This is a genomic window from Microbacterium sp. NPDC080005, from assembly GCF_040702445.1.
GTDB classification, from domain to species: Bacteria; Actinomycetota; Actinomycetes; order Actinomycetales; family Microbacteriaceae; genus Microbacterium; species Microbacterium oleivorans_D.
The window spans coordinates 914,302-935,964 of the sequence record NZ_JBFBLD010000002.1 but is presented as its reverse complement, the minus strand read 5'-3'; the positions used below and the strand labels follow the sequence as shown (position 1 = coordinate 935,964).

The following is a 21,663-nucleotide window of genomic DNA, read 5'->3' as shown; positions in this document are numbered from 1 at the left end:
GCTCAGTCGCCCCGCTTCCGGATCCACGGGATGCGGATGCCGCGCTCGTTCTCGGACTCGACCTCGAGTCCGTAGTGCTCGCCGACGTGCTCCAGCAGCTGGGCGCGCTCGGCCTTCTCGTAGATGCGCCTCTCGCGCTGGAACGCGACGACCGTCGCCCAGCAGATGAGCAGCATGACGACGCTGAACGGCAAGGCGATGATGATCGCCGCCGTCTGCAGGGCGGTGAGGCCGCCCGCGATGAGGAGGGCGATGGCCAGCAGGGCGGTGATGAGGGTGAACAGGGTGCGCACCGGCTTGCTGGGCTCGGGGTCGCCGCCGGTGGCGATCATGCCCATGACGAGGGCGCCCGAGTCCGCCGAGGTGACGAAGAAGAGCGCGATGAGGATGAGCGCTCCGACGGTCAGCAGGAGCGGCGCCGGGAGGCTCTCGAACAGCTGGAAGAGGGCGCCCTCGACGTTGACAGAGCCATCGCCCTGGGTCATCGTCCCCGGCTGGTCGAGTTCGAGCTTGATGGCCGAGCCGCCGAGCACCGCGAACCAGAGCACGCCGACGAGGGTGGGCACGATGAGCACCCCCATCACGAACTCCCGGACCGTGCGACCGCGGCTCACCCGCGCGATGAAGATTCCCACGAACGGCGCCCACGAGATCCACCAGCCCCAGTAGAACGAGGTCCAGGTCGCCTGCCAGGCCTGCCCTTCGGCGCCCTGGAACGCGCTGACGCTGAAGCTCAGGCCGACGAAATCCTGCAGATACGAGCCGATGGACTGCACCCACTCGCGGAGCAGGTAGAACGTGTCGTTCGTGAACAGGACGAACAGCAGGAGCAATCCGGCGAGGATCAGGTTGAGCGACGACAGCCACTTCATGCCCTTGGTCACCCCCGACAGCACCGAGAAAAGCACCGCGGTCGTGATGACCGCGATGATGATGACCTGCACGAGCAGGCTGGGGTTGGCGATGATGCCTGCGCTGTCGAGACCGGAACTGATCTGGAGCACCCCGAGGCCGAGGCTCGTGGCGACACCGAACAGCGTGCCGACGAGGGCGATCGCATCGATCGCGTTGCCCCATCCGCCCCGCACACGGCGACCGAGGATGGGCTCCAGCGCCCAGCGGATCGACAGCGGGCGCCCGCGGCGGTGGATGGCGTAGGCGAGCGCGATGCCCACCACGACGTAGACGGCCCAGGCCTGCACACCCCAGTGGAGGTACGTCTGGGTCAGCGCCGACTGCGCGAGCTGCGCGGGGGTGCCCTCGACACCCGGCTTCGGGTCGACGAAGTGGCTGAGCGGCTCGCTCACCCCGTAGAAGACGAGTCCGATGCCCATCCCCGCGGCGAACAGGAGGGAGAACCAGGCCCCGGTCGAGAACTCGGGCTTGTCGTCGTCCTTGCCCAGACGGATGTCGCCGAAGCGGCTGAACCCGAGAAAGAGGCAGAAGGCGACGAAGAACGCCGTGATGAGGACGTAGTACCAGCTGAAGGTGTCGATGATGGCGCCCTGGATCGTCCCGAAGAACGCCTCCGCCTGCGCGGGGAACGCGATGGCGAAGGCGCTGAAGACGACCGCGACGATCGCCGCGGGGGCGATCACCCAGATGCTCGGCTTCGCCCGCACTCCCGTCGCGGTCGTGGCGGTCTCTGACACAGGGGCGCTGTCGGACATCCCGCCAGGTTACTGAGGCCCCGGCATCCGCTCACCTTCTTGCGCCGGCGCCGGTCTCCGGGTTACCGGGTCAGTCGCGGGGCCAGGATGCCGCGAGCTTGCCGAGCAGGCGGACGAGCTCTGCGCGCTCGTCGTTGGTGAAGTCGGCGAGCGCGCGGGTCAGCCGCTCGCGCCGCTCACCGCGGAAGTCCCCCGCGCGGCGCCGGCCCTCGGATGTCAGTGCGATGCGGGTGCGGCGGGCGTCGTCGGGATCCGCCTCCCGAGCGGCCAACCCCATCTCGACCGCCTGCTGGACCAGTCGCGAGGCGCGCGGCTGGTCGACACCGATGGCGTCGGCGATCTCGCTCACCGACAGCGGGTGCTCCGCGTGGACGAGGGCGTCGAGGAGGCGGATGCGGGCGGGCGCGCCCGCCATCCGCATGCCCGGACCGAAGCCCGGTCCGCCGCGCATCCAGGGCGGAGGCCCCTCGTGCGGGCCTCGGCCGTGCGGACCGTGCGCCCGGTGTGGACCGCCGCGGGGGCGCATCTGCGCGAACGCCGCGAGGAGCGCGTCGAGGTCTCCGGTCGGATCGGTCACCCTCCGACGATACCGCCCGCTGAGGCATACATGTCACTTGACATGCGTCACGCATGCATGTCACACTGCATGTACTTGCACATTGACATGCAATGGTCATCGCGGAAAGCCCGCCGGTGACACGACGTCCCGGAAGGACACCCCATGAACACCCCACATGACAACCACACCCTGCCCCTCGGCTTCCGCCTCAAGCTCGTCCACCGTCTGCTCGCCCGCGAGGTGCGCCGACAGCTGGACGAGGCCGGGCCCGAGGCATCCGCTCGTCGCGACGAGGTCGTCGCCGGCGTGCAGGACCGGATCACCGCCGCCGTCCCGCAGGACGACCTCGACGCGATGGTCCGCTCGCTCGACGCGATCGCCCGAGAACTCGGCTGGGACGAGTCCCAGCCGATGCCGCCTCGTCCCGGTCGGGAGCACCGCGGCCCGCGCGGCCCGTTCGGTCGCCGTTTCGGTCGCGGCTTCGGTCCGGGCTTCGGCGGCCGGTTCCCGCACCCCGGATTCGCCCACGGCGAGCCCGGCCGCTTCGGACACCACGAGCGGCACGGCCACCACGGCCACGGCTGCGGCGAGCGCACCGGCTTCGCCCCGCATCCGGCGGTCGCCGAGGCGTACGAGCGGGGCTTCAGCCGCGGCTACGCGCAGGCGCAGCAGGACTGAGCCCGGTCAGTTCCCCTTCGCACCGGCGTCGGTCGTCCCGACGTCGGTGCGGTGGAAGTTCTGGAATGAGCGGGATGCCGTCGGCCCCCGCTGCCCCTGGTACCGGTTTTTGTAGGGGCCGGTGCCGTACGGGTTCTCGGCCGGCGAGCTCAGGCGGAAGAAGCAGAACTGCCCGATCTTCATCCCCGGCCACAGCTTGATCGGCAGGGTCGCGACGTTCGCCAGCTCGAGCGTGACGTGCCCCGAGAAGCCGGGGTCGATGAACCCGGCCGTGGAGTGCGTGATGAGTCCGAGGCGACCCAGCGAGCTCTTGCCCTCCAGCCGTGCGGCGACATCGTCGGGCAGCGTGATCTGCTCGAACGTCGCGCCGAGCGCGAACTCGCCGGGGTGCAGGATGAACGGCTCGTCGGCGGCCACCTCGATCAGCCGCGTCAGCTCAGGCTGATCCTCGGCCGGGTCGATGAACGGGTACTTGTGGTTGTCGAACAGCCGGAAGTAGCGATCGAGCCGAACGTCGACACTCGAGGGCTGGACCATCGCCGGATCCCAGGGGTCGAGGCCGATGCGGCCTCCGTCGATCTCGAGTCGGATGTCGCGGTCGCTGAGCAGCACGCGGCCAGCCTACTGGCGCGCCGCGGGTCACCGCGCGACGCGCACCACCACCACGCCCCGCGGCGGCACGACGACACCGGATGCCGCGGCCTCGCCGACGAGCACGCCGCCGACCGTCGGCGACTCCACCGCCACGTCGGTGCGGTTCGAGAGGAAGACGAATCGCGCGTCCGCGTCGCCGCGCTCGATGACGTCGAGCCGACCGTCGGCGGACCGCGGGTCGCCGGCCAGTGCATCGAGTCCGAGCCCCATGAGCACCGAGCGCACGCCGTCGCGACCGATGTCGGCCGAGACGTACGTCGCCGAGCCGCCCCCGGCCAGGCGACGACGCGTCACGGCGGGAGCGCCCGCGAGGTCGCCGTCGGCGTAGGTGTCGAGCACCTCGACGTCGTCCGCGACGTGGACGATCCGCTCGGTCCACGCCGTCGCTGCGGCGCCCGAGGCGAACACGACCCGCTCGCCGGGCAGCAGGGGCACGAACTCCTCGACGACGACGCCGAGCAGGTCGCGCAGGGCGCCGGGGTATCCGCCGAGCCAGACGCGGTCGTTGCCGTCGACGATGCCCGAGAAGTACGTCGTCACGAGGTGGCCACCGGCATCCGTGTAGGACGTCAGGCGGGCACGCAGGTCGTCCGGCATCGCGTGCAGCATCGGCGCGATGAGCACCTCGTATCCGTCGAACGCCGAATCGACGGGGATCACGTCGGCGCGGACGCCGAGGTCGAGCAGCGCCCGGTACCAGGCGAGCGCCTCGGCGTCGTAGGCGAGCGCGTCGGTCGGGTGGGCGTCGCGCCCGCTGACCCACCACGACTCGTAATCGAAGACGATCGCGACGCGCGCTCGCTCGCGCCGTGAGCCGTGCACCGGCGACAGATCCCGCAGCGCTCCGCCGAGCGCGACCACGTCGCGGAACACCCGGCTGTTCTCACCCGCGTGCGGCACCATGCCCGAGTGGTACCGCTCGCCGCCCGCCCGCGACTGCCGCCACTGGAAGTAGCAGACCGCGTCGGCGCCGTGCCCGACGTGGGTCAGGGCGTCGCGCAGGAGTTCGCCCTCGCGCTTGGGCGGGTTGACCTCTCGCCAGTTCACGGCGCTCGTCGCATGCTCCATGAGGAACCAGGGCAGACCGCCCGCGATGTTGCCGGTGAGGTTCGCCCAGAAGGACAGGTCGTCGCGGCCGAGCTCGCCCGGACGCAGGTAGTGGTCGTTCGAGACGAAGTCGACGTCCCCCACCCAGGACGGATAGTCGATGTCGCGCACGTTCTGCGCGACCATGAAGTTCGTCGTCCGCGGGATGCCGGGGGTCACCTCGGCGAGCACGGCCGCCTCGGCTCGCAGGTGCTCGCGGACGGCATCCGACGAGAAGCGTTCGAAGTCGAGCTGCTGCCCGGGGTTGCGGATCGTCGGCGCCGACCGTGGCGGCAGGATCTCGTCCCACTCCTCGTAGTGCTGCGACCAGAAAGCGGTCCCCCACGCGTCGTTGAGCGCCTCGACCGTGCCGTAGCGCGCTTCGAGCCAGACACGGAACGCGCGCGCCGCGTCGTCGCTGTAGTCGTAGAGATTGTGGCAGCCGAGCTCGTTGGAGATGTGCCACGCGACGACGGCCGGGTGATCGCCGTAGCGCTCGGCGAGCGCGCGCACGAGACGCAGCGCGTACTCGCGGAAGATCGGCGAGGTGGGCCGCCAGTGCTGGCGCGCGCCGGGCCACAGGATCGTGCCGTCGACGGTCTGAGGCAGGATCTCGGGGTGCCGCCGCGCCATCCAGGACGGCGGTGACGCGGTCGCGGTGGCGAGGTCCACGTCGATGCCGTTCGCGTGCAGCAGGTCGATGATCTCGTCGAGCCACGAGAAGTCGTACTCGCCGGGGCGCGGTTCGAGCAGACCCCACGAGAAGATCCCGAGCGAGACGATGTTGACCCCCGCCTCGCGCATCAGCCGCACGTCGTCGTCCCACACCTCGCGCGGCCACTGCTCCGGGTTGTAATCGGCGCCGTAGCGCATCGTCCCGGGCTCCTGCGAGCCGTCCTTCACCCAGCAGTAGTTCTGCACGCGACCACGTTAGTCCCAAAAACGTGCATCTGCACGGTTTCGATCGATCTACACTGCCCTCATGACCGAAGCGCCCGCCCGGGGCCCCTACGCGAAGTCCGCCGCACGGCGCAGCGAGATCATCGCGAGCGCGACGGCCGTCTTCGGCACGCACGGCTACCGCGGCGGGTCGCTCCGCCAGATCGCGAAGCAGCTCGATCTCAGCCTCACCACGGTCATGCACCACTTCCCGACGAAGGTGTCCCTGCTGGCGGCGGTCCTGTCGCAGGAGGACGCCGCCGACACCGACTTCTCCAAGCGCGCCGCACGTGACGGCTTCATCCCGACGGTGCTCGCGATCGTCGAGCGCAACCTCCGCCGGCGCGAGCTGGTGCGCATGTTCACGGTGGTGCAGGCCGAAGCCACGCACGTCGACCACGAGGCGCACGAGTGGCTGCGGGCGCGGTACGCCGACGTCATCCCCGAGTACGCTGCCGCGATCGAGCACGACCGGTCCCTCGGCAGACTGACGACGACGACGGATGCCACGATGCTCGCCGACCTCGTCATCGGGGTGTGGGAGGGCATCCAGGTGCGCTGGCTCGCCGATGACACCGACCCCGTCGCAGCGATGCGCGTCGCGCTCGACGCGCTGCTCCTGCCGGCGTCCGTCAGCGTCGCGGATCGATGATCGTCATCCCGGCCGGCGATGCGGAGTCCATGTCGGGCAGCATCGCGGCCGCCTCCGCGAGCGAGACCGTGCGTCCGATGAGTTCCTGGGGGCTCAGCGCACCGCGCGTGATGAGCTCCAGCATCCCGGCGTAGTCCTCGGCCGCCATCCCGTGGCTGCCGAGCAGGTCGAGCTCCCACGCGATAGCGCGCGCCATGGGCACTGCGGAGAGACCGGATGCCGAGGGCAGCAGCCCGATCTGGACGTGCCGCCCCCGGCGCCGCAGGCTGAGGACGGCGTCCGCGCAGGTCTGCTCGCTGCCGACCGCGTCGATCGACACGTGCGCGCCGCCTCCGGTGAGGCCGTGGACCGCGGCGGGGACGTCGGCCCCGTCCGCGAGGACGACATGCTCGGCGCCGAGCGTGCGGGCCACCTCGAGCGCGCCGGCGGACCGGTCGACGGCGATGACGCGCGCGCCGAGGGCGGTCGCGATCATGACGGCACTCAGGCCGACACCACCGGCGCCGACGATGACGACCCACTGCTCCGCGCGCAGGTGCGCCCGGGCGGTGAGGGCACGGTAGGCGGTGGCGAAGCGGCATCCGAGCGCCGCGGCGGACTCGAGGGAGATCTGCTCCGGCACGGTGACGAGGTTGCGGTCGGCGGCGTGGATCGCGACGCGCTCGGCGAACGACCCCCAGTGGGTGAAGCCCGGCTGCTGCTGGTTCGGGCACACCTGGGCGTCGCCGGCGAGGCACCATTCGCACCGGCCGCATCCGCAGACGAAGGGGACTGTCACGCGGTCGCCGACGTTCCACCGGTCGACGCCGGGCCCGACGGACGCGACCACGCCCGCGAACTCGTGGCCGGGCACGTGCGGCAGCGAGATGTCGTCGTGGCCGACCCACGCGTGCCAGTCGCTGCGGCACAGGCCCGTGGCGTGCACCTCGATGACCGCACCGCCGGCGGGGGCGACCGGGTCGGGCACCTCGGTCACGGTGAGGGGGCCGGCGATCCGGTCCATGATCATCGCGCGCACTCTGTCCTCCGTCGCATCCGCTCCTTCGATTGTGCCGCCGCGGGCGGTGCGCTCATGCGCGCGAGATCTCGATGAGCACCTGCAGCACGTCGTCGACGGCCGGCGGACGGGTCGCCGGATGGAAGACGGCGCCCATGTCGCGGACGGCGCGCGGGTCGTCGATCGGGCGCTGGACGCAGCCGTCGAGCGGATGCGGCAGCTCCGGTCCCACCGCGATGCCGAGGCCCGCCGCGACGAGGCCATGCAGGGTGCGCAGGTCGTCGCCCTCGAACGCGATCCGCAGCTCGGCGTCCTCGGCCGCGAAGAGCTGCTCCAGCGTGCGGCGCAGTCCGTAGCCCGGCTTGAGGGTGACGTGGGTCTCGGCGACGACGTCGGCGAGCGTGACCCGCCGGGCGCTCGCGAGGCGGTGACCGGCCGGCACGACGGCGACGAGCGGCTCGTCGTAGAGGTGTACGGATGCGTTACCACCGGCGGCCGCCCCCGAGACGATGGCGAGGTCGGTGCGCCCCGAGGCGAGCTCGGCGAGACACCCGTCGCGCGCGCCCTGCCAGAGCCGGATGCGGATGTCGGGGCGTTTTTCGCGGAGGCGCCGCACGAGTCGGGGCACCAGATTCTCGCCGAGTGAGTTCTGGAAGGCGAGCGACACGGTGGCGCGCGCCTCGTCGAGCGAGTCGATCGCATCCTGCGCCGCGCGGAGCGCGACCCGGACGCCGGGCAGCATGCGCCTGGCTGCCGCAGTGAGCCGGATGCCGCGGCCCTCGGGGGCGACGAGTGCGACGCCGAGCTCAGCCTCGAGGTGACGGAGCGCGCGGCTCACGCTCGGCTGCGCAACGCCCAAGGCCTGCGCCGCGCGGGTGACGTGCTCGTCGCGTCCGAGGGCGTCGAGCAGAGGCAGATGCGGGAGCAGCGCGAGGAGGCGGTCCGAATCCATGCGCTGATGTTATCGCTGCACCTGTATCGGTATTGGAAGTGAATGAGAAGGATGCCTACCGTTGAGTGAGTGACGACCCTCGACATCCCGACCGCGACCGCCGCACCCCGCAGGCTGGGCACGGCGATGTGGACGACGGGGATCGCGACGTTCGGGGTGCTCTACGCCCCGCAGGGCCTGCTGACCGGAATCGCCGAGACCTACGGTCTGACGGCCGCGGACGCGTCGTGGGTCGTGTCCTCCGCCACGCTGGGGCTCGCGCTCGCGATCGTGCCGTGGGCGCTCGCCGCCGACCGCTTCGGCCGTCGACGGATGCTGCAGGTTGCGGCGGTGGCTGCGGCCGCCATCGCGGTGACGTCGCCGCTGCTGCCGGGGTTCGCCGGGCTGCTCGCGGGCCGGTTCCTGCTCGGGGCGGCGCTCGGCGGCATCCCCGCCCTCGCGATCGCGTATCTGCACGAAGCCGCCGGCCCGCACCGCGCCGGGGTCGCCGCGGGAGCGTACGTGGCGGCGACGAGCGTCGGCGGTCTCGCGGGACGACTCGTGGCGGCTCCCTTCGGTGAGCTCGTCGGCTGGCGTCTGTCGCTCGAGCTGCTGGGCGTGCTCGCTGCAGCGCTCACGATCCTCTTCGCGATACTGCTGCCCCCGACCGCCCCCCACCGTGGCATACCGCTGCGGACGAGCCTGCGGACGCTGCTGCGTCAGGCGATCAATGTGCGGGCGCTCCCGCTCTACGGGATCGGGGCGATGGTCGTCGGGGCGATGGTCGCCGTATTCAACGCGATCGGCTTCCGACTCGAGGCGGCGCCGTACTTCCTCAGCGCGACGGCGGTCTCGCTCGTGTTCCTGACCTACCTGTCGGGCACGGTGACCTCGCGCCTGTCGGGCGCCCTCGTCCACCGGTGGGGCACGCGGATGCCGCTCGTCGCCGGGGGCGTGCTGATGGCCGTCGGCGCCGCGGTCACGATCGCGCCGCCTGTGCCGGTCATCGTCGGCGGCATCCTGCTCATCACGGCCGGGATGTTCCTCGCTCACGCGACCGCCAACGCGGCGACGGCGCGGGCAGGCGGATCGGGTCGGCAGCACGCGGTCGCGCTCTACAGCGTCGCCTACTACGTGGGGTCGAGCGTGCTCGGCACCGTCGGGGCCGTGGCCTGGACGGCGGGCGGGTGGCTCGCGCTGGCGGGTCTCGTCGCGGTCCTGGGCGTGCTCGTGGCGATCTCATCGCTCGCCGTGCGTGACTGACGCGGACGGCGCCGATAGGGTGCGGGGCATGAACAGATACGGGGAATTCGCAGGACTCGGTGTCGGCCTGGTCATCCTCATGATCGTGCTGTACGTGGGCTTCTTGGCCCTCCTGATCTGGGTGGGTTACCTCATCCAGCGGACGGCGGTGAAGAACGGGATGCTGCGGGCGATGCAGGAGAGCGGCATGACCTTCGCCCCGCGGCCCGGACCGCCCTACCCGGGCGGCGGGTACCCCGGCGGCCAGCCACCGCACCCCGGGCAGCCGCCCGCTCCCCCGCAGGGACCGGGCAACCCGCCTCCGTCGACGGACTGAGCACCCGCGCCGTCGAACGGAAGGCTCCCGGTCTTGCTAGGCTTGCCGGGTGCCTCCGGGCGCACGGGGCTGTAGTTCAATGGCAGAACTTCTGCTTCCCAAGCAGACAGCGCGGGTTCGATTCCCGTCAGCCCCTCCACTTGTCGCTCGTCCAGCGTGGTCATCGGCCACCGCTCACGAAGCCGACGCTTCGACAGCCGTCCATCCGGGCTCGAGCAGTCCGAACCCCGCGTCGAGCACCGCGCGGGCGTCCTCACTCTGGCTCACCAGGATCTGTATCTGAAGGACGAAGCGTGCGTACACGCGCACCTCGTGATCGGGAGCAGACATGCCCAGCTCGCCAGCGATCGCGTCCGCCAGGGACACTTCGTGACGCAGCCACATCCGCGCCCCGTAGTCGCGAAGCGCGGGGGTGTCGTTGAGGAACTGCATGAATCGCCGGGCGACGCCATCGCCATGCTCTGACGCGTTGACCCGGATCTCCTCCGCGTAGAAGTCATAGAGGGCGCGATGGATGGATACCCCGGGAAGCCGCTCGCGAACTGCCGCCACGAGCCGCGCGCGTTGCTCATCGTCCTCGTCGAAGACGAGTGCCTCCTTCTGGGGGAAGTGAGCGAAAACAGTCGTCGGCGACACGTCGGCGGCCTCCGCGACTTCTCGGACGCTCACCGCGTCGAAGCCGCGCTCGAGGAACATCCGGGTCGCCACATCGGAGATGTTCTTCCGCGTCGCAGCTTTCTTCCGCTCGCGACGACCGAGGGGCGGGTTCTCCATGGACCCACCCTACCGAAACCGATCCATATCTGTATTGACACCGAAAGTGGTATCGGTACAGTGTCGGTATGACCTCAGTTTTCCATGGTGTCGAGCGGGCCACCGCCGCTGACGACAGCCGTCGGGCGTGGGCGATGCTCATCGCCCTCACGATGCTCACCACCGCCGGCATGACGGTGGTTCTCCCCGTCCTCCCGTTCGTGGTGCTCGACCACGTGTCGAACGAAAGCGACCTCGCCATGTGGGTGGGAGTGCTCGAAGCCGTCAACGGGCTCTGCGCTTTTCTGGCCGCTCCACTCCTCGGGCGCCTGTCGGACCGATTCGGACGCCGCCCGGTGATCATCGTGGCTGCCTTCGGCGCGGCGGCCGGCATGACATTGTTCGGCGTCGGCGGGTCGATCTGGCTTCTCCTGCTGGCGCGGATGATCCAGGGCGCGACCGCGGGCGACCTTCCGGCTCTCTTCGCCTATCTCGCCGATATCACCCCGCCGGAGAGACGCGCACGGCGCTTCGGGATCCTCGGCGCCCTCTCGGGCATCGGGACCATGGTCGGTCCTGCTGTGGGTGGTCTCCTCGCAGGTATCGACGTCCACCTGCCGGTCCTCGTCACCGCCGCCATCTCCCTGGTCATCGCCGTCCTCGCCTTCTCCTTGCTTCCCGAGAGCCTGCGACCCGCGAACCGGATCACCGCGATCGCCCTCCGCGATCTGCACCCCTTCGCGGTGTTCCGCGACGCTTTCCGCCGTCCGGAACTGCGCGGTCTGCTGATCGGTTTCGGTGTGCTCGCCCTGCCCTTCGGATTCTTCGTGAACAACTTCAGCGTGCTCGCCTTCGACGCCATCCATTGGGGTCCGACGGCCATCGGCCTGCTCATCGCGGCCGTCGGCATCCTCGACATCGTCATCCAGGGCGCCCTGCTCGGCGTTCTCCTGCCGCGACTCGGCGAGCGCGCAGTGATCATCAGCGGGATCGCTGCGCAGATGTTCGGCCTGGTGGCACTGGCAGTAGTTGCTTCCCTTGTCGCCCAACCGTGGATCTTCGTGATGGGAGCGCTGCTGCTCGCCGCCGGTCAGGGCGCGTCGCAGGCCGCGATGGACGGAGCCATGTCGAATGCGGTCGGGGACGACGAGCAGGGCTGGCTCGGTGGCGCCACGCAGTCGCTCACCGCTGCGATGAGCACGGTCGCGCCACTGCTCGCCGGCGTTCTGTACGCCGCCGTGGCGCCCTCCGCCCCGTACTGGCTCGGCGCGATTCTCATGATCCTCGCGGCGGTCGTCGTCGGGCGCGCGCAGATCGTCGATGTGGCGAAGGGGGCCGCCCGATAGAGGTGAAAGCTGCCCGCGCAGGTGTCCGTCTGGGCCACGGCGGTACCGCGAATCAGGAGCAGACCACCGGACGAACGGGAATGCACACGCGTTGCTCATCCACAACCCCCTCGGCCGGCGCTGTGTGCAGGTCGACCGTCTATGAGGAGACGTTGACAAGCTGGATCCACAACATCGTTCGGCGGTGTGTTCGCCCTGTCGCGCTCAGGGCCGGAGGCCGAAGATGGGTCGTTTCAGCTTCAACAGTCACGTTCGGGTTGATGTCGAGGACCGGCCGCTCGCCCATCTTCAGATCGTCATGGGCAACAAGCTGAGGCGAGGAGAGTCGTTCTTCTTCACCTGGCGGGAGGACCCGAGCGTCGGCGATGGTCGGCGGGCGGTGTGGATCCACCCCGCCGCGGACCTCGACTTCAAGTACTTCGGCAGCCGCGCACCACACATAAATCGGATGTGGCTGGAGAAGCTCGCCCAGCTCGCGAACGGGACGACGGGGCTGTACCTGGTGTCGGAACCGCCCGAGGACGGGCAGGCTTCGGTCACCACGATGGACGTGATCTGACGACCGCACCCGGCTCACCGCGCAGGGCGGCGGCTCGAGCCGAGACCCGGGCAGGAGCGTGAAGGTCACCTGCCGAGGACGGCCCACCCGCGCGGAGACAGCGAGAGAGTCGCGCCATGCAGTGCGGCGCCCTCCCCGGCGAGCACCGCGGACGCATCCGCCGCCGGGAGGATCACGTCCTCGTCGGTGATGTTCAACGCGGTCACGATCGCCTCCGCCGATGTGGCGGTTCTCAGCACGATCGTGCCGTTCGCGATGTGGACGGTATCGGTGTGCGCGCGGGTGAGCCATGGATGGCGCCGCCGGAGTGCGATGAGCCGTTGTGTGAGAGACAGCATCCGCTCCGTAGCCGGATCGAGCTGCTCGCGTGGCGTCGGCGCCTCGGGCATCTCGGGTCGCACGGCGTCGTCACCGCCCAGTCGCGCCTCCTTGATCCCCGTCGCGCCGTACTCGTCTCCTGCGTAGACAGCCGGCGTGCCCGCGACGGTGAAGAGCACCGCGAGAGCGTGGGGCACAAAACCGGGCCCCACGGCTGAGGCGATGCGGGTGACGTCGTGGTTACCGACGAAGGTGTACGGCACGAAACCGGCGAGAAGGTCGTTGTTCCGGCCTATCGCGTGCTGCAGTTCGAAGAGGTTGTCGTCCGCGATGCCGTGCCAGATGCCCTGCCACAACTCGTACTGCGTCACCGTATCCATCGTCGACTCGGTCACGATGTGCGCATAGTCGCCGTGGATGACCTCGCCGAGGAACCAGGCATGCGGATGCCGCTCACGGACGGCAGGAAGCACCCGCGCCCAGAACGCCCTCGGCACGCTGTAGGCGGCGTCCAAGCGCCAGCCATCGATGCCGCGCTCGAGCCAGTGATCCATCACGTCGACGACGAGGGCGACGACCGCGTCGGACGAGTGGTCCAGCGTGACGAGGGCCTCGTGCCCCTCGAAGACTTCCACCGAACCGTTCGCGCCGACACGGAACAGGTCAGACGAGCCGGTCGTGAGCGCTTCGTGGAACGCAGGGTGCTCACGGCCGACGTGGTTGAAGACACCGTCGAGCACCACGCGGATGCCGCGCTCGTGTGCCGCGGCGAGAAGCCGATCGACGTCGGCGTCGTCACCCAGCCGCGGGTCGATGCGGAAGTAGTCGATGGTGTCGTATCCGTGGGTGCTGCTGGCGAAGATGGGCCCGAGGACGACTCCATTGAGCCCGAGCTCCACGACGTGGTCGAGCCATGCCTCGATGCGGGTGAGGCGATGCGCTGTCGCCTGCTCCCCCCTGCGCTCGCGGATCGGTGCGCCCGTGAACCCCAGCGGATACACGTGCCACCACATCGCCGAGTCAGCCCATTCCCGTTCGCGGTGCATACATCGACCGTACGCAGAGCCCGAGATCCTGCGTGTGCCCTACCTCCCCGATCGCCTCTCTGCTATCCGACGGTCCGACGCACGGAACGGACCGTCGCGAGGGGCGGTCCGTTCCGTGCGCGGAGCGGTCAGGGCCCGGCCGGCCACGCGGCCGTCCACGACCAGACGAGGAAGCTGGTGGCCGCCACCGCCCATCCGATCAGCGGAGCGAGCTCAGGCGCTCCCGCGGAGAGGGGAATGACGGACATCGCCGCTCCCGCACCAGCTGACGCAGCGGCCTTGACAGCGATGTGTGACATGAGCGCTCCTCAGCAGTTCCGAACACGACAGGCTCGGACCCTGACAGCGGCGTGAGAGGCGTGCGGAGCCCCTTGACGGCGGGAGGTTTCGCGTCTCCGTCCCGGTCAGACCACGGCTTCCGCGGTCACGCCGCCACGATGACGTCGGCGGGGGTTCGCCCGATGGCGATCGGACGCCCCGGTGACCTGCTCCACTGGCTCCACCCGCCGGGATAGAGCTGCGGCCGATAGCCCGCCGACTCGAACGCGAGCGCCGAATGGGCAGAAGCGATCCCGTTGTTGCAGTAGACAGTGACGGGGACACCCGGCTCCAGACCGTGGGACCTCAGGGTCTCACGGATGCGGTCCGGTGGCAGGAGGCGCCCGCGCGAGTCGATGTGGGTCACTGTGGGGATGTTGATGGCACCCGGAATGTGACCGGCGTCGGCCTCGAGGCCGCTGACCTGACCTCGATACTGCTGCGGCGCGCGGACGTCGACGAGCGATCCCGGCCGGTCGGCGCTCGCGACCTCGTCGATCGAGACGGTGTGGAGGTGCGACGCACCCAGGCTCACACCCCCCGGAGCCGAGCTGTGATCACCGCGTGCGAGGCGATTCCCCGAGTACAGCCATGCCGGAAAACCGCCGTCGAGGAGCCGGACGAGCACTCCGTGACCTCGGAGAAGCCACCACGCACGCGCGGCTGCCACTCCGTCGTTGTCGTCGTAGACGACCACGCGGTCACCGTCGTTGAGACCCCAGCGACGTGCCGTCTGCTCGAGCTGCGCGGTGTCCGGGAGCGGGTAGCGGCCCTCCTCCGGGTGTCCGAGTCGCGAGAGCTCGCGCTCGAGATCCACGTACACGGCGCCAGGGATGTGGCTGCTCAAGTACGCCGGACGACCCTCGGGCTCGTTCAGACGCCACCGCACGTCCAGCAGACGCGGGGGCGCACCGGAGGCCAGCTCGGTGGCGAGTTCCTCGACAGTGACCAGGTGCGACATCCCCCCATCGTCCAGGCGTCGCGCTGACCCGGAACGGGCGTGTGAAACACGAGGTAGAGGTTCGTCACATTCATTCACACGCGCGGCCGACCGAGGTCTTCGCGCGCTTTCTCAGCCGAAGAGAGGCGGCACCGGGACGGTCAGGTTCGCCCCACCGCGATAGCGCGTGGCGATGTGATTCTCGGGCAGCCGTGGTCCCCGACCGAACAGCCGCTCCCGCAGCGTCGGTCCGCCCTCGAGCAACCGCCCCCGCGCGCGCAGCTCGGGGACGACGAGCTCGGCGAAGTCGCGAGCCGTGTCGAAGGAGTGGTACTGGCGCAGGTTGATCCCGTCGATGCCGTCCTCGTCCAGCCACCGTTCGATCTCGTCGGCGACGACGCGCGGCGTCCCGGCGACGAAGAACCGGCCTTCCCGTCCACCGGCGATCCCGTCGATGAGCTGACCGATCGTGGTGTCGGGGGCGGCGGTCGGTACCGCCTTCTCGGGGATCCCGGCCTGCGCGAGGGCGTCACGAACGAGGGTCTCCCTGGGGAACACCGTCGGATCGAAGGGGAATCCGGAGTGGGCGAGGATGCCGTCGAGGCTGGTCTGCTCGCGATAGGTGCGCCACTTGCCCGACGCCTCCTCCTCCGTGCGTCCCACGACGACACCCGCCTGAACGATGAACTTGAGGTCGTCCGCCGTGCGCCCGTGACGCGCGGCGGCATCCGTCATCCGCTCGGCGTTCTGGACGAAGTCCGCGGTCGTCCTTCCCCCGGTGAAGACCAGCTCAGCGTGGCGACCGGCGAATGCGATCCCGGCCGGCGACCCCGTGGCCTGGTAGAGGACGGGTGTGCGCTGCGGGGAAGGCTGACTGAGGTGGGGACCGGCGACACGGAAGTTCTCGCCGACATGGTCGATGTAGCGGACCTTCGAGGGATCGGTGTATGTCTTCCCCGCCGCGTCGGCGATGACCGCGCCGTCATCCCACGAGCCCTCCCAGAGCTTGTACACGACGTCGAGGAACTCGTCGGCGATGGCGTAGCGACGGTCGTGCGGGATCTCCTCGGCGAGGCCGAAGTTGCGCGCCGCGTTCGGGAGGTAGGACGTGACGATGTTCCACCCGACGCGCCCGTTGGTGAGGTGATCGAGGGTCGACATGCGACGTGCGAAGGCGAACGGCGGCTCGTAGCTCGTCGAGAACGTGACTCCGAAGCCGAGCCGCTCGGTGACCGCGGCCATGGCGGGGATGACGAGGAGCGGGTCGTTCGACGGGATCTGCAGCCCTTCGCGGATGGCCGTCTCCGGGCCACCGCGGAAGACGTCGTACGCACCGACGACGTCAGCCAGGAAGATGCCGTCGAACCCGCCGTGCTCGAGGATCTGGGCCAGCTCGAGCCAGTAGGAGATGTCGTTGAAACGATGCCGATTGTTGCCCGGCAAGGTCCACAGTCCATGGGTGATGTGGCTCACCGTGTTCATCTCGAACAGGTTCAGGATGAGCTTCTTGGGCTCGGTCATTCGATGCCTTTCGGGGTCGTCGTCACGCCTCACCTGTGCTCCACCATCCCGGGACGGGAACGTCGTTGAGGAGCAGATCGCCGAGGGCTCGGGCTTTGAAGGGCGCGGGATTGTGGGACGCGATCGTTCGGGCATTGCGCCAGTGCCTGTCGAGGGCGAGCCGCGTATCGACCGCGCTCGCGCCACCCACCTCGAAGAGGAGGGTGGCGGCTTCGAGGACCGACGGAAGGACGACGAGCTGTGCACGAGTGGTGGATGCCTCCACAGGCTCGATGATCGCACGGAGCGGCTCCCCCGAGACCCCGCTCCGCTGCGCCGTCGTCGACTCGTCCAGGCCCGCGGCGGCGGCGGCGAGCGCCGAGTCGGCGGCGAATGCGAGAGCGGACAGTCTGCCGACGGTTTCCTGCACGATCGGGTCTTCGCGGGCCGTGGCCGCCGAGCCGTGGCTGAAGGTCCGGGTGCGGGTCTGCACGAACTGGACGGCGTCGTCGACGATCGCCCGACCGATGCCCGCGACCGTCGCGAGCAGGACCAGTTGCACGAAGGCTCCGCCGTGTGACGGTCCGCCCGAGAGTCGGCGCGAGACGGCATCCTCCGTCACCGTGACAGCACGGAAGACCGTCGTACCGCTGCCGGTCATGCGCTGACCGAAGCCTGTCCAATCGTCGATGACCTCGACGCCCGCGGCGTTCGTGGGGACCAGAGCCGACACGAGAGCCCCGTCGTCATCTTGGGCGGCGACGGAGACGAGGTCCGCGAACAGGGTGCCGGTGCTGTAGTACTTCGTGCCGTCCAGCACGAGTCCGTCCGGCGAGTCGCTGAGCGTCGTGGCCAGAGTCCCCACCTTCGCGGCCGACCGTTCATGACTGGCGTTGCCGACGATCGCGCCCGACGAGATCAGTTCGAGGCGGCGGGTGCGCTGCGGTGACGGCGCCGCGAGGACGGTGCGATCGACGAAGGAGAAGTGCGAACGGAACAGCTGCGCGAGGTTCGGGTCCCGACGGGCGAGCTCGGCGAGGAGCTCGAAGAGAACGGACGGCGGCTCACCTCCACCGCCGTACTCCTCGGGAAGCGTCACTTTCGTGAAGCCGGCCTCGCGCAGCGCTGACACCTCGGCGTGCGGAAGCCGCCGGTCGCGTTCGCGGGTGACGGCCTCCCGGCCCACCTCGTCGAAGACGGCGCTGAACCTCCGGACGGCATCGCTGGTGCGACTCATGCGCCAGCGGTCCGCTCGCGCCCCTGCGAGATCGTGAGCGGATCGCGCGCCCGATCCCCTTGCACCAGCGCCGCGAGGCGATCGAGCTCTACGACCGTGTCGGTGGACGGGCGGTACCCGAGCGCGGAGATGTTCTCCCGGACCCGGTCGGCGCGACGCGTGCCGGGAATCGCCGCGAGCGCCACACCGAGCGCATCCGCCCGGTCGTAGAGCCAGGCCAATGCAAGCCGGGCGGGGCTCACTCCCTCGTCGTCCGCGAGTCGACGCACCGCATCAGCGATCACCTCGTTCGAGCGGAGACGTTCCGCGTCGAACCGCGGGAAGTTGCGACGACTGTCGGTCGGATCCGGCGGGGCATCCGCGCTGACGGCCCCGGTCAGGAAACCTCGCCCGAGCGGCGAGTACGCCACGAAGCCCACTCCCCTGTCCACCGCCGTAGGGATGACGTGATCCTCGACATCCCGGCTCCAGATCGACCATTCACTCTGCACGGCCGCGATGGGGTGCACGGTGTGAGCACGCGCGAGCTCCGCAGCCGTCGCCTCACTCAGGCCGATGTGGCCGATCAGTCCGTCATCGACGAGCTCTGCCATCGCGCCCACGGTGTCCTCGATCGGCACCCGGGGGTCGACCCGGTGGTAGTAGTACAGGTCGATGCGTTCCACACCGAGCCTCCGGAGGCTCCGGCGCGCGGCCGCACGGACGTAGGGCTTGTCTCCGCGGACCCGCAGACCGTCGGCATCCGGGTCGGCAAGGAACCCGAACTTCGACGCGAGGACGACTTCGTCCCGCCGGGCACGGACCACACGTCCGACCAGTTCTTCGTTCGCGCCGCTGCCGTAGATGTCGGCGGTGTCGATGAGGGATGCTCCTGCGTCGATGGCGGCGTGAAGGGTGGCGATCGACTCCTGTTCATCCGCCGGCCCGTAGGCGTGTGTGAGCGACATCGTCCCGAAGCCCTGGGCAGGAACGATGAGCCCATCGCCGAGCGTGATCGAGGGAAGGGTCATCGGGATGCCTCCGAGCGGTCCGCGGCGGGCGCCCGCCAGTCGGGGAGGTCGCCGGTCAGAGCGAACTGCCCGAGCGCACGGGTCCGCTGGATGACCGGGTTGTGGGACGCGATCGTGCGGACGTTGCGCCAGTGCCGATCAAGGGCGTAGGCGTTGCCCACCGCCGAGGCTCCGCCGACCTCGAACAGCCGGGTCGTCGCATCCAGCACGAGCCGAGGGACGAGCTCTTGCAGTCGGAACACGTCGAAGTGGATGTCGCGCATGCGCTCGACGCTGGCGCGCGACTCCGAGGCGTCCTCGAGGTCGGCGGCGACCGACAGCACCAGTCGTCGCGCGGTCGCTGCGGCGACGCTGAGTTCGCCCACCACGAGCTGGACCAGCGGATCCTCCCGGGGCAGGGTCTCGCCGGCGAACCCGAAGGTGCGACGGCGCGGCGTCACGAAGGCGACGGTGTCGTCGAGAGCGCGCTGCGCGATTCCTGCGATGACGGCGATGAGCGCCAGCTGGAGAACCGACCCGAGGTGATGCCACCGCGCACCGGCGGGATCACCGGAGGGCGGAACGATGCCGTCCTCGCCGACCGGTACCCGGTCGAAGACGGTGGTGCCGCTGCCGGTGAGCACCTGACCGAAACCGTCCCAATCATCGGTCGAGCGCACTCCGTCGTGGTGCGCCGACACCGTGACGGCGACCCGCTCGTCGCCGTCCAGCGCCGCCAGATGGATCCAGTCGGCATAGATGCTGCCGGTCGTGTAGTACTTCGTGCCCGACAGGACGGGCGATCCAGCGGACCGGTCGATGCGGGTTTCGAGCCGAGCGGTGTCGTGACGCTCCGACTGGGCGTTGCCGACGAAGTCGCCCGCGAGGACACGCGCGAACCACGGTGCCGCGACGGCCGCAGGCTGCTGTCGAAGCGACTCCACGAAGGCGATGTGACCGCGCCAGACATGGCCCAGACTCGCGTCGGCGCTGGCGAGACGGATGAGGCGGGCGAACAGCTCCTCGAGGCGCAGGGGCGACCCGCCGAAGGCCTCCGGCACCCTCCACGCGCCGAAGCCGATCTCGCGCAGCTCGGCGAGTTCTGCCGTCAGCAGACAGCGCTCGCGCTCCCGGCGTGCGGCGTCAGGGGCGACGCGGGCCACGAACTCGTCGAAGTCCAGGGTCATCGGTGCATCACCTTCCGAGCCACCGCATTGCCGAGAATTTGCGCCGCCTGGACGAGGGCGATGAGGACGAGGACGACGATCGCCACGGAGATCCAGTCGAAGCGCTGGTACCCGTAGTTCATCGCGAGCGACCCGAGCCCGCCTCCCCCGAGGACGCCTGCCACCGCCGTCGCGTCGACGAGCGCGACGAGGATGTAGGTCAGTCCCAGCGTCAGAGGGCCGAGCGCCTCCGGCACGACGATGGAGAACAGCACGCGCGCAGGGCTCGCCCCCATCGCCGCGCCGGCCTCGATCGACCCGGGGCTGACCGCGACCAGGTTCGACTCCGAGACGCGGGCGATGGCGACGCACGCCACGATGATGAGCGGGATCGTCTGCGGCAGCGGACCCAGCCCCGTTCCGAAGATGACGCGCGTGAGCGGGATGACCGCGATGGCGACGATGAGGAACGGGATCGGACGGACGACGTTGATCACGAAGTTGAGCACACCGAAGACGAACCGGTTCTGCAGCAGATTGCCCGGACGGCTCGCATAGAGCAGGAGTCCCAACAGGACTCCGATGACGGCAGCGCCGGCGAAGGCGACAGTCACCATGAGGCCGGTCTCGCCGATGGCATTCCACAGCCGCGGGAAGAAGGCATCGGGGTCGAAGTCACGCATGAGACACCTCCGGTACGCGTGCGTCGAGCGCGGTGACGGAAGTGGTCCGCCGCAGTCCGACGATCGCGGCATCCACCGCCTCATCGGCGCCGATCAGCTCGACGGTCAGACTGCCGAACAGGCGCCCTTGCAGCTCGTCGACGCCTCCGAAGACGACGTTGAAGTCGACGCCGTGGTCGCGGGCCACCTGGGAAAGGAAAGGATGATTGGTGTCCCGGTCCTCGACGTCCAGCTGCACGAGTCGGCCGTGGTGGACGGCGCGGATCTTCTCGAGCGCGTCGGGCGACGGGATGTGGTGCAGGACGGATGAGACGAATCGTCGAGTCGTCGGATGCTGCGGCGCGGAGAAGACGTCGTAGACGCTGCCGTGCTCCACGACCTCACCGTCCTCCATGACGGCCACCTTGTCGGCGATCTCGCGGATCACGTCGATCTCGTGGGTCACGAGCAGGATCGTGACGCCGTACTCCTCGTTGACTCTGCGGAGGAGGTCGAGGACCTCACCGGTGGTCTGGGGGTCCAGGGCACTGGTCGCCTCGTCGGAGATGAGGACGTCGGGACGGGTGGCGAGAGCACGGGCGATGCCGACGCGCTGCTTCTGTCCGCCGGAGAGCTGCGACGGGTAGGACAGCGCTTTGTCCGTGAGCCCGACGAAGCGCAGGAGCTCCTCGACGCGGTCCAGCGTCTCGTCCGCGGAGAGGCCCGCGAGCCGCAAGGGGTAGGCGATGTTCTTGTAGACGTTCCGCGATTCCAGCAGGTTGAACTGCTGGAACACCATGCCGATGCTCTGGCGCGCGGCGTACAGCGCCTTGCCCTGCAGGGCGGAGATCTCCCGCCCGTCGACGACGACGCGGCCGCTGGTGGGTCGCTCGAGCGCATTGACGGTACGCAGAAGGGTGGACTTGCCGGCGCCGGAGAATCCGACGATGCCGAAGATCTCGCCCTTCTCCACAGTCAGGCTGACGTCGTTCAGGGCGGTGAAGGTGCGGCCCTTCACCGTGAAGGACTTGGAGACGTTCTCGAACGATATGGCGGTGCTCATGGGTGCTCTTCTCCGGTCGAA

General features: G+C 69.6%; 22 protein-coding genes and 1 tRNA gene. 7 read left to right on the top strand and 16 right to left on the bottom strand.

The genetic code is table 11. The annotated features are described in order from the left end of the window. Positions 1-2 precede the first annotated feature (2 nt). Positions 3-1,670: a BCCT family transporter gene (locus AB0259_RS11385; RefSeq protein ID WP_366221614.1), complete on the bottom strand. Its 1,668-nt coding sequence runs from the start codon at positions 1,668-1,670 to the stop codon at positions 3-5. A 70-nt stretch (positions 1,671-1,740) separates the two neighbouring features. Beyond that, the gene (locus tag AB0259_RS11380) at positions 1,741-2,247 is read right to left on the bottom strand and encodes a MarR family winged helix-turn-helix transcriptional regulator (protein WP_366221616.1); all 507 of its coding nucleotides are present in this window, start codon (positions 2,245-2,247) and stop codon (positions 1,741-1,743) included. Between the two features lie 144 nt (positions 2,248-2,391). Here AB0259_RS11380 and AB0259_RS11375 point away from each other — a divergent pair, with 144 nt between their 5' ends. Continuing rightward, positions 2,392-2,907, top strand: coding sequence for a hypothetical protein (locus AB0259_RS11375; RefSeq protein ID WP_366221617.1), 516 nt, complete (start codon positions 2,392-2,394; stop codon positions 2,905-2,907). Between the two features lie 6 nt (positions 2,908-2,913). On the opposite strand, the gene dcd is transcribed toward AB0259_RS11375, so the two are convergent. Next, positions 2,914-3,519 (bottom strand): dCTP deaminase, encoded by a 606-nt coding sequence (gene dcd, locus AB0259_RS11370; protein ID WP_366221618.1) that lies wholly within the window; start codon positions 3,517-3,519, stop codon positions 2,914-2,916. Positions 3,520-3,546: 27 nt separating this feature from the next. Next, complete coding sequence (locus AB0259_RS11365; RefSeq protein ID WP_366221619.1) at positions 3,547-5,568, bottom strand: beta-galactosidase; 2,022 nt, start codon at positions 5,566-5,568, stop codon at positions 3,547-3,549. Positions 5,569-5,629: 61 nt separating this feature from the next. On the opposite strand from AB0259_RS11365, the gene AB0259_RS11360 reads away from it, so the two are divergent. Beyond that, on the top strand, positions 5,630-6,238 hold the full coding sequence (locus AB0259_RS11360; RefSeq protein WP_366221620.1) for a TetR/AcrR family transcriptional regulator: 609 nt from the start codon (positions 5,630-5,632) through the stop codon (positions 6,236-6,238). On the opposite strand, the gene AB0259_RS11355 is transcribed toward AB0259_RS11360, so the two are convergent. Together AB0259_RS11355 and AB0259_RS11350 are read right to left on the bottom strand one after the other, a co-directional pair. Continuing rightward, positions 6,219-7,256 carry a zinc-dependent alcohol dehydrogenase family protein gene (locus AB0259_RS11355; RefSeq protein WP_366221622.1) on the bottom strand — a complete coding sequence of 346 codons (1,038 nt, stop codon included), beginning with the start codon at positions 7,254-7,256 and terminating at the stop codon, positions 6,219-6,221. The two genes, AB0259_RS11360 and AB0259_RS11355, sit on opposite strands and share 20 nt — an antisense overlap. A 52-nt stretch (positions 7,257-7,308) precedes the next feature. After that, entirely contained in the window at positions 7,309-8,187 is an 879-nt protein-coding gene (locus AB0259_RS11350; RefSeq protein ID WP_366221623.1) for a LysR family transcriptional regulator, read from the bottom strand. Positions 8,188-8,256: 69 nt separating this feature from the next. Between AB0259_RS11350 and AB0259_RS11345 the strand changes: the two genes are divergently transcribed. The 3 genes from AB0259_RS11345 (at position 8,257) to AB0259_RS11335 (ending at position 9,884) form a co-directional block, all read left to right on the top strand. After that, a complete protein-coding gene (locus AB0259_RS11345; protein WP_366221625.1) occupies positions 8,257-9,429 on the top strand; it encodes an MFS transporter in 1,173 nt (390 codons plus the stop codon). Positions 9,430-9,457: 28 nt separating this feature from the next. Continuing rightward, a complete protein-coding gene (locus AB0259_RS11340) occupies positions 9,458-9,745 on the top strand; it encodes a hypothetical protein (protein ID WP_251583406.1) in 288 nt (95 codons plus the stop codon). Positions 9,746-9,810: 65 nt separating this feature from the next. Further along, positions 9,811-9,884, top strand: a tRNA-Gly gene (locus tag AB0259_RS11335). Positions 9,885-9,919: 35 nt separating this feature from the next. Here the strand turns inward: AB0259_RS11335 and AB0259_RS11330 are convergent. Continuing rightward, positions 9,920-10,519, bottom strand: a complete 600-nt coding sequence (locus AB0259_RS11330) for a TetR family transcriptional regulator (RefSeq protein WP_366221627.1) — start codon at positions 10,517-10,519, stop codon at positions 9,920-9,922. Between the two features lie 68 nt (positions 10,520-10,587). Here AB0259_RS11330 and AB0259_RS11325 point away from each other — a divergent pair, with 68 nt between their 5' ends. Further along, on the top strand, positions 10,588-11,844 hold the full coding sequence (locus tag AB0259_RS11325) for an MFS transporter (protein WP_366221629.1): 1,257 nt from the start codon (positions 10,588-10,590) through the stop codon (positions 11,842-11,844). 223 nt (positions 11,845-12,067) lie between these two features. Then, positions 12,068-12,403, top strand: a complete 336-nt coding sequence (locus AB0259_RS11320; protein ID WP_366221631.1) for an ATP-dependent DNA ligase — start codon at positions 12,068-12,070, stop codon at positions 12,401-12,403. A 65-nt stretch (positions 12,404-12,468) separates the two neighbouring features. On the opposite strand, the gene AB0259_RS11315 is transcribed toward AB0259_RS11320, so the two are convergent. The 9 genes from AB0259_RS11315 to AB0259_RS11275 all read right to left on the bottom strand — a co-directional run bounded on the left by AB0259_RS11315 (position 12,469) and on the right by AB0259_RS11275 (position 21,642). Next, positions 12,469-13,767, bottom strand: coding sequence for an alpha-amylase family glycosyl hydrolase (locus tag AB0259_RS11315; RefSeq protein ID WP_366221633.1), 1,299 nt, complete (start codon positions 13,765-13,767; stop codon positions 12,469-12,471). 128 nt (positions 13,768-13,895) lie between these two features. Continuing rightward, positions 13,896-14,066 carry a hypothetical protein gene (locus tag AB0259_RS11310; RefSeq protein ID WP_366221635.1) on the bottom strand — a complete coding sequence of 57 codons (171 nt, stop codon included), beginning with the start codon at positions 14,064-14,066 and terminating at the stop codon, positions 13,896-13,898. A 125-nt stretch (positions 14,067-14,191) separates the two neighbouring features. Next, a complete protein-coding gene (locus AB0259_RS11305; RefSeq protein WP_366221637.1) occupies positions 14,192-15,046 on the bottom strand; it encodes a sulfurtransferase in 855 nt (284 codons plus the stop codon). A gap of 111 nt (positions 15,047-15,157) precedes the next feature. Then, entirely contained in the window at positions 15,158-16,546 is a 1,389-nt protein-coding gene (locus AB0259_RS11300; RefSeq protein ID WP_366221639.1) for an NtaA/DmoA family FMN-dependent monooxygenase, read from the bottom strand. Positions 16,547-16,568: 22 nt separating this feature from the next. Then, the gene (locus tag AB0259_RS11295; protein WP_366221641.1) at positions 16,569-17,762 is read right to left on the bottom strand and encodes an acyl-CoA dehydrogenase family protein; all 1,194 of its coding nucleotides are present in this window, start codon (positions 17,760-17,762) and stop codon (positions 16,569-16,571) included. Further along, complete coding sequence (locus AB0259_RS11290; RefSeq protein WP_366221643.1) at positions 17,759-18,772, bottom strand: aldo/keto reductase; 1,014 nt, start codon at positions 18,770-18,772, stop codon at positions 17,759-17,761. The genes AB0259_RS11295 and AB0259_RS11290 overlap by 4 nt, the downstream gene beginning before the upstream one ends. Next, positions 18,769-19,938 (bottom strand): acyl-CoA dehydrogenase family protein, encoded by a 1,170-nt coding sequence (locus AB0259_RS11285; protein WP_366221645.1) that lies wholly within the window; start codon positions 19,936-19,938, stop codon positions 18,769-18,771. Before AB0259_RS11285 ends, AB0259_RS11290 begins: the two co-directional genes overlap by 4 nt. Beyond that, the gene (locus tag AB0259_RS11280) at positions 19,935-20,600 is read right to left on the bottom strand and encodes an ABC transporter permease subunit (protein ID WP_366221647.1); all 666 of its coding nucleotides are present in this window, start codon (positions 20,598-20,600) and stop codon (positions 19,935-19,937) included. The genes AB0259_RS11285 and AB0259_RS11280 overlap by 4 nt, the downstream gene beginning before the upstream one ends. Continuing rightward, positions 20,593-21,642, bottom strand: a complete 1,050-nt coding sequence (locus AB0259_RS11275; protein WP_366221649.1) for an ATP-binding cassette domain-containing protein — start codon at positions 21,640-21,642, stop codon at positions 20,593-20,595. Before AB0259_RS11275 ends, AB0259_RS11280 begins: the two co-directional genes overlap by 8 nt. Between the last annotated feature and the right edge of the window lie 21 nt (positions 21,643-21,663).

Excerpts from the sequence above, each read along its gene's own strand:
- AB0259_RS11280 (WP_366221647.1), bottom strand. The coding sequence starts at position 20,600 with ATGCGTGACTTCGACCCCGATGCCTTCTTCCCGCGGCTGTGGAATGCC.
- AB0259_RS11375 (WP_366221617.1), top strand. The coding sequence starts at position 2,392 with ATGAACACCCCACATGACAACCACACCCTGCCCCTCGGCTTCCGCCTC.
- AB0259_RS11305 (WP_366221637.1), bottom strand. The coding sequence starts at position 15,046 with ATGTCGCACCTGGTCACTGTCGAGGAACTCGCCACCGAGCTGGCCTCC.
- AB0259_RS11285 (WP_366221645.1), bottom strand. The coding sequence starts at position 19,938 with ATGACCCTGGACTTCGACGAGTTCGTGGCCCGCGTCGCCCCTGACGCC.
- AB0259_RS11320 (WP_366221631.1), top strand. The coding sequence starts at position 12,068 with ATGGGTCGTTTCAGCTTCAACAGTCACGTTCGGGTTGATGTCGAGGAC.
- AB0259_RS11330 (WP_366221627.1), bottom strand. The coding sequence starts at position 10,519 with ATGGAGAACCCGCCCCTCGGTCGTCGCGAGCGGAAGAAAGCTGCGACG.
- AB0259_RS11325 (WP_366221629.1), top strand. The coding sequence starts at position 10,588 with ATGACCTCAGTTTTCCATGGTGTCGAGCGGGCCACCGCCGCTGACGAC.
- AB0259_RS11385 (WP_366221614.1), bottom strand. The coding sequence starts at position 1,670 with ATGTCCGACAGCGCCCCTGTGTCAGAGACCGCCACGACCGCGACGGGA.
- AB0259_RS11315 (WP_366221633.1), bottom strand. The coding sequence starts at position 13,767 with ATGCACCGCGAACGGGAATGGGCTGACTCGGCGATGTGGTGGCACGTG.
- AB0259_RS11290 (WP_366221643.1), bottom strand. The coding sequence starts at position 18,772 with ATGACCCTTCCCTCGATCACGCTCGGCGATGGGCTCATCGTTCCTGCC.
- AB0259_RS11340 (WP_251583406.1), top strand. The coding sequence starts at position 9,458 with ATGAACAGATACGGGGAATTCGCAGGACTCGGTGTCGGCCTGGTCATC.
- AB0259_RS11360 (WP_366221620.1), top strand. The coding sequence starts at position 5,630 with ATGACCGAAGCGCCCGCCCGGGGCCCCTACGCGAAGTCCGCCGCACGG.
- AB0259_RS11310 (WP_366221635.1), bottom strand. The coding sequence starts at position 14,066 with ATGTCACACATCGCTGTCAAGGCCGCTGCGTCAGCTGGTGCGGGAGCG.
- AB0259_RS11295 (WP_366221641.1), bottom strand. The coding sequence starts at position 17,762 with ATGAGTCGCACCAGCGATGCCGTCCGGAGGTTCAGCGCCGTCTTCGAC.
- AB0259_RS11300 (WP_366221639.1), bottom strand. The coding sequence starts at position 16,546 with ATGACCGAGCCCAAGAAGCTCATCCTGAACCTGTTCGAGATGAACACG.
- AB0259_RS11350 (WP_366221623.1), bottom strand. The coding sequence starts at position 8,187 with ATGGATTCGGACCGCCTCCTCGCGCTGCTCCCGCATCTGCCTCTGCTC.
- AB0259_RS11275 (WP_366221649.1), bottom strand. The coding sequence starts at position 21,642 with ATGAGCACCGCCATATCGTTCGAGAACGTCTCCAAGTCCTTCACGGTG.